The 5,698-nt window shown below is 66.7% G+C and carries 8 protein-coding genes and 1 pseudogene; 6 read left to right on the top strand and 3 right to left on the bottom strand.

The window, feature by feature from the left end; all coding sequences use genetic code 11:
• Both A5622_RS28105 and A5622_RS10440 read right to left on the bottom strand, forming a co-directional pair.
• The coding region (locus A5622_RS28105) for a class I SAM-dependent methyltransferase (RefSeq protein WP_197507988.1) at positions 1 to 100 on the bottom strand (100 nt) is incomplete at its 3' end.
• 186 nt (positions 101 to 286) lie between these two features.
• The gene (locus tag A5622_RS10440; RefSeq protein WP_066864695.1) at positions 287 to 1,006 is read right to left on the bottom strand and encodes a TetR/AcrR family transcriptional regulator; all 720 of its coding nucleotides are present in this window, start codon (positions 1,004 to 1,006) and stop codon (positions 287 to 289) included.
• 135 nt (positions 1,007 to 1,141) lie between these two features.
• Here A5622_RS10440 and A5622_RS10445 point away from each other — a divergent pair, with 135 nt between their 5' ends.
• The 6 genes from A5622_RS10445 (at position 1,142) to deoC (ending at position 5,427) form a co-directional block, all read left to right on the top strand.
• Complete coding sequence (locus A5622_RS10445) at positions 1,142 to 2,524, top strand: DUF445 domain-containing protein (RefSeq protein ID WP_156749195.1); 1,383 nt, start codon at positions 1,142 to 1,144, stop codon at positions 2,522 to 2,524.
• Positions 2,525 to 2,618: 94 nt separating this feature from the next.
• Positions 2,619 to 3,035, top strand: coding sequence for a helix-turn-helix domain-containing protein (locus A5622_RS10450; protein WP_066864693.1), 417 nt, complete (start codon positions 2,619 to 2,621; stop codon positions 3,033 to 3,035).
• A 280-nt stretch (positions 3,036 to 3,315) separates the two neighbouring features.
• Positions 3,316 to 3,930 carry a heparin-binding hemagglutinin HbhA gene (gene hbhA, locus A5622_RS10455; RefSeq protein WP_066864698.1) on the top strand — a complete coding sequence of 205 codons (615 nt, stop codon included), beginning with the start codon at positions 3,316 to 3,318 and terminating at the stop codon, positions 3,928 to 3,930.
• An 87-nt stretch (positions 3,931 to 4,017) separates the two neighbouring features.
• Complete coding sequence (locus A5622_RS10460; RefSeq protein WP_066864690.1) at positions 4,018 to 4,305, top strand: DUF2516 family protein; 288 nt, start codon at positions 4,018 to 4,020, stop codon at positions 4,303 to 4,305.
• A 4-nt stretch (positions 4,306 to 4,309) separates the two neighbouring features.
• On the top strand, positions 4,310 to 4,750 hold the full coding sequence (locus A5622_RS10465) for a DUF2599 domain-containing protein (protein WP_066878342.1): 441 nt from the start codon (positions 4,310 to 4,312) through the stop codon (positions 4,748 to 4,750).
• On the top strand, positions 4,750 to 5,427 hold the full coding sequence (deoC, locus tag A5622_RS10470) for a deoxyribose-phosphate aldolase (protein ID WP_066878344.1): 678 nt from the start codon (positions 4,750 to 4,752) through the stop codon (positions 5,425 to 5,427). Before A5622_RS10465 ends, deoC begins: the two co-directional genes overlap by 1 nt.
• A 23-nt stretch (positions 5,428 to 5,450) precedes the next feature.
• Here deoC and A5622_RS10475 read toward each other — a convergent pair.
• A pseudogene (locus A5622_RS10475) lies at positions 5,451 to 5,698 on the bottom strand (DUF2993 domain-containing protein); the annotation flags it as partial.

The following is a 5,698-nucleotide window of genomic DNA, read 5'->3' on the forward strand; positions in this document are numbered from 1 at the left end:
TGTAGGTCTGTGTGGGATCCAGGAACAGCCGAAAGAAGTCGTCGGACAAGTCGTAATGGGCTTGCACGTTTCCAAAATGCGGCGTGAGCTGCACAGACATGTCGATACGAGCCTTTCTGAACTGCTTGGGGACAGGGGTAGACAGCCAACCGACAGCCCCGCTGATCCCCCGATACTCCCCTGCATGCTAATACCTGGGGCTGTTCAAGTCGCATTCCCAAGGCGCGTTCAAGCTCACATGGAGCGGGTGTAATCCCCAAAAACTCCAGCCGCTTCTGCGGGCCGCTTAAAGACCGGACCCGCCGTCGAGCCCGCGGGGCGGCACGATCGGCGACGGGTGGGGCTCCTCGCGGAATTTCTCCAGCGATCCGCCGACCTCGACGATGCCCTTGAGGGCGTTCCAGCTCAGCATGGTCAGATAGTCGATCAACTCGTCGCGGCTCATCCGCGGGTTGGACATCCAGGAGTGGGTGGCCAGCTGCACCCCGCCGACGATCAGATACGCCCATGGTTCCGCGCCGCCGGTGTCCATCCCGGCCTGTTGCATGCGGCGGCGCATCATCACCGCGAGCATGCGGGCGATGATGCGCTCGGAGTCGGCAAGGACCTTGCTCTTGCTGGCCGAACTGTTGGCCATCACGAATCGGTACGGCTCGGGCTCGTTCGCGACGGTTTCGACGTAGACGCGGATGATCTCGCGCGCCAGGTCGAAGCCGTCGAGGTTGGACGTCAGCGCCGCGGCCATGTTGGGAATCAGGGTGGTCTGGGTGAACCGCATCATCACGGCCGTCGTCAGGTCGTTCTTGTCGACGAAATAGCGGTACAGCACCGTTTTGGAGACCCCGATCTCGGCGGCGATCTCATCCATGCTCAGCGCGCCACCCAGTCGGCGAATCGCGTCGATCGTGCCGTCGACCAGTTCGTTACGACGCTCCACTTTGTGTTGATGCCAGCGCCGCTTGCGCCCATCCATTTTGACGCTCACAGCCGTAATATGCTCTGCCACTGTCGCCTAATTCCCATTCCCTAGACGCCCCTGATCTTACGGCGTGAGGGGGTCGGTTTCCTGCCCTGGCCGGGCGTGGGTGAGACGTCGCGAACAGTGTCGTCACACCAATTCGTGGGAAAGATAGATGATGGAGTGGTGGCACATCGAGCCTCGGTGCGAGGCGAAGCGTCCGGCCCGCCGGCGGCGAGGCCCGATTCGGCGACGCCACTGACCGCGGCGAACGCGGGGCGCGCATCCTTTGCCGAATCCTTCGCCGGCGCTGACCCCGAGGCCGACGCGCAGCGCAGAGTGGCGCTGCGCCGGATGAAGATGGTGGCACTGGGTTTTCTGATCGGTGCCACCGGCGTGTTCCTGGCCTGCCGGTGGGCCCAGGCGCACGCCAGCCTGGGGGCCTGGGTGGGATACGTCGGCGCCGCCGCCGAGGCCGGGATGGTGGGCGCCTTGGCGGACTGGTTCGCGGTGACCGCGCTGTTCCGCCACCCGCTGGGCATTCCCATCCCGCACACGGCGATCATCAAGCGCAAGAAGGACCAGCTGGGCGAGGGCCTGGGCACCTTCGTGCGGGAGAACTTCCTGTCGCCGGAGGTGGTGGAAACCAAGCTGCGCGACGCCCAGGTGTCCGGCCGGCTCGGTAAGTGGCTCTCCGAGACCGCCCACGCCGAGCGGGTGGCCAGCGAGACGGCCACGGTGCTGCGGGTGCTGGTCGAACTGCTGCGCGACGAGGACGTTCAGCAAGTGATCGACCGGATGATCGTGCGCCGCATCGCCGAGCCGCAGTGGGGCCCGCCGGTCGGGCGCGTGCTGGCGACGCTGCTGGCCGAGCACCGGCAGGAGGCGCTGATCCAGTTGCTGGCCGATCGGGCCTTTCAGTGGTCACTGAAGGCCGGCGAGGTCATCCAGCGGGTGGTCGAGCGTGACTCACCGACCTGGTCGCCGCGCTTCGTCGACCATCTCGTCGGCGACCGCATCCACCGCGAGCTGATGGACTTCACCGACAAGGTGCGCCGCAACCCCGACCACGAACTGCGCCGCTCGGCCACCCGCTTTTTGTTCGACTTCGCCGACGACCTGCAGCACGACCCGGACACCATCGCGCGCGCCGATGCGATCAAAGAACAGCTGATGGCGCGCGACGAGATCGCCAACGCCGCCGCGACCGCGTGGAAGACGCTGAAGCGGCTGGTGCTCGAGGGCGTGGATGACCCGTCCAGCGCGCTGCGCACCCGGATCGCCGACACCGTGGTCCGCATCGGGGAATCGCTGCGCGACGACGCGGACCTGCGCGACAAGGTCGACAACTGGCTGGTCCGGGCGGCTCAGCATCTGGTTTCGCAGTACGGCGTGGAGATCACCGCGATCATCACCGACACGATCGAGCGCTGGGACGCCGAGGAGGCCAGCCGGCGCATCGAATTGCACGTCGGCCGTGACCTGCAATTTATTCGGATCAATGGAACCGTCGTCGGGTCGCTGGCGGGTTTGGCGATTTATGCCGTCGCGCAGCTACTGATCTAACGGATTTCTAGTAGTGCTAACAAGTGCTTGCAATAGCAAGCACTTGTAGTAGTCTGATCCGCGTCAAGATCAGTCAGCCGAGCAGGAGCACGCCATGACGCCGGAGGAGAAGCTCTCCGCCAAGGTGTCCAACGCTGCCTCCGAAGTGGCCTCCGACATCGGCAGTTTCATCCGCAGCCAGCGTGAACTCGCGCAGGTGTCGGTGCGCCAACTCGCCGAAAAGTCCGGGGTCAGCAATCCATATTTGAGCCAGGTGGAGCGTGGATTGCGTAAGCCCTCCGCCGATGTCCTGAACCAGATCGCGAAGGCCCTTCGGGTTTCCGCCGAGGTTCTCTATGTGCGCGCCGGGATTCTCGAGCCCAGCGACAAAAGTCAGGTGCGGGACGCGATCGTCACCGACACTGCGATCACCGAGCGCCAAAAGCAAATTCTGCTCGACATCTATTCATCGTTCACCCAGCAAAATGAATCGATCCCAGAGGAGTGTCCGACCGAATCCGACAGCGAGTGAGCAGTCCGTTCGATCCGGCACGGTAGCCAGCTGTGCTGGGCGTTTACCCGAGAAAGCGGACTCTGCGCATCGCGGTTGCGAGTTGGTGATGTATAGCCGACCGGCCGTCGCGGTTACCCACCGTGGAAGACCTACCGGGTTCCAGCTGAACCGCTGGACGAACCGCCCCGGCATTGGCGGCCCCAGTTGCGAAGGAGACGTTTGCACCTAACTTCTCGACCAGACAGCCAATAACACCGAATAACGCCGATAGCGAAAACACAGCATGAAAGGAAAAACCATGGCGGAAAACACGAACATCGAAGATTTGCGGGCCCCGCTGCTCGCAGCCCTGGGCGCGGCCGACCTGGCCCTGGCCACCGTCAACGACCTGATCGCCGGCCTGCGGGAGCGCGCCGAGGAGACCCGCGCCGAGACCCGTACCCGGGTCGAGGAACGTCGCGCTCGCCTGACCAAGCTGCAGGAGGACCTGCCCGACCAGTTCACCGAGCTGCGCGACAAGTTCACCACCGAAGAGCTGCGCAAGGCCGCCGAGGGCTACCTCGAGGCGGCGACCAGCCGGTACAACGAACTGGTCGAGCGCGGCGAGGCGGCCCTGCAGCGGCTGCGTAACCAGACCGCGTTCGAGGACGCCTCCGCGCGTGCCGAGGGCTACGTCGACCAGGCCGTCGAGCTGACGCAGGAAGCTCTCGGCACCGTCGCCTCGCAGACCCGCGCGGTCGGCGAGCGCGCCGCCAAGCTGGTCGGCATCGAGCTGCCCGGCAAGACCGAAGCGGCCACCAAGAAGGCGCAGAAGGCCGTGAACGCGCCCGCCAAGAAGGCGCCCGCCAAGAAGGCGCCGGCCAAGAAGGCGCCGGCCAAGAAGGCGGCCGCCAAGAAGGTCACCCAGAAGTAAGCACGACATTTCACGACGTTGGGCTCCGAGTCGCCTCCGGGTGACTCGGAGTCGACGTTTTGGCGGGTGCCCGCATACCCTTAGGGCGTGAGCCACCTCGTGCAAACCGTCATGCTGGTCTTGCAGATCGCCGTCTTGGTCACGGCCATCTACGCGTTCGTGCATGCTGCGCTGCAACGACCCGACGCCTACACCGCCGCCGAGAAGCTGACCAAGCCCGTGTGGTTGCTGATCCTGGGAGGGGCCGTCGCCCTGACATCCATCTTGGGTTTCGTGTTCGGCGTGCTCGGTATGGCGATCGCGGCCTGTGCCGCCGGTGTGTACCTGGTCGATGTGCGGCCCAAACTGCTTGAGATACAAGGTAAGTCGCGCTAGCGCAATGATGGCCCTGCTGACGGCGCCGGTCGCGGTGCTCGTCGCCCTGGCTTGTCCGATACCGCCCGCTGCCGCCGCGCCGGACCCCGGTGGCGGCGCGGCCGAACCGCCCACGCCGTCCCCGCCGTACATCGACCACACTCAGTGGGCGCAGTGGCAGGGCCGCAGCAGCCTGCGGGTGTTTCCGTCGCCGGCCGGGCGGGCCGCCTCGCGCATCCCCGCAACCACCGCCCTGGCCGACGAGGCCTGGGCCGAGGTGCTCGCCGCGTCCCCGGACGCCGACACCGCCGGCATGCGCGCGCAGTTCCTCTGCCACTGGGAGTTCGCCGAACTCGCCCAGCCCGGCAAGGTCAGCTGGAACCTCGAGCCGTGGCGACCGGTCGTCGACGACGCCGAGATGGTCGCCTCCGGCTGCAATCCCGGCGGTCCGGAAGAATCCTTCTGATGCCAACCCAACCCAGCCGAGCGCAGTTGGCGGCGTTCGTCGACCACACGCTGCTCAAGCCCGAAGCAACCGATGCCGACGTGGCCGCCCTGGTGGCCGAAGCGGGCGAACTGGGCGTCTACGCGGTATGCGTCTCGCCCTCGATGGTCCCCGTCGCGGTGCGGGCCGGCACCGGGCTGCCGGTGGCCGCCGTGGCGGGTTTCCCCTCGGGCAAGCACCTCCCGGCGGTGAAGGCGCACGAGGCGGCCCTGGCCGTCGCGGCCGGGGCCACCGAGGTCGACATGGTCATCGACGTGGGGGCGGCGCTGTCCGGCGACATCGACGCCGTGCGTTCGGATGTCCGGGCCGTGCGCGGCGCGATCGGCGGCGCCGTGCTCAAGGTGATCGTGGAGTCGGCGGCGCTGCTGGCCCTGGCCGACGAGGCCACCCTGGTGCGGGTGTGCCGCGCCGCCGAAGAGGCCGGCGCCGACTTCGTCAAGACGTCGACCGGGTTCCATCCGACCGGCGGTGCATCCGTGCGCGCGGTCGCCCTGATGGCCGAGACGGTCGGGGGACGCCTCGGGGTGAAGGCCAGCGGCGGCATCCGCTCCGCCGCGGACGCGCTGGCGATGCTGGACGCGGGCGCCACCCGGCTCGGGCTGTCGGGCACCCGGGCGGTGCTCGACGGCCTGGGCTAAGCCGTCCGGCTAGAAGCTCGCCGTCACAGGTTGGCGAAGCAGGGGTCGTTGTCGTTGCCGGTGGGGATGGTGGCGTTGCGCGTCGAAAAGTGGCTCGTCACACCGGTATCCGTGACCTGCACACTGTCGGCGTGGATGCCCAGCGGGTAGTTCTTGGTCAGGTTCGAGGTGAAGTCGTCCAGCGTCGACTGCACGGACTCCTTGGGCATCGTGAAGCCGAGCGCGTTGAAACTGACGATCTGCAGCTGCAACCCGGTGCCCGACACCACCG

The organism is Mycobacterium sp. 1245801.1, from assembly GCF_001673055.1.
In the GTDB taxonomy this organism is placed as follows: domain Bacteria; phylum Actinomycetota; class Actinomycetes; order Mycobacteriales; family Mycobacteriaceae; genus Mycobacterium; species Mycobacterium europaeum_A.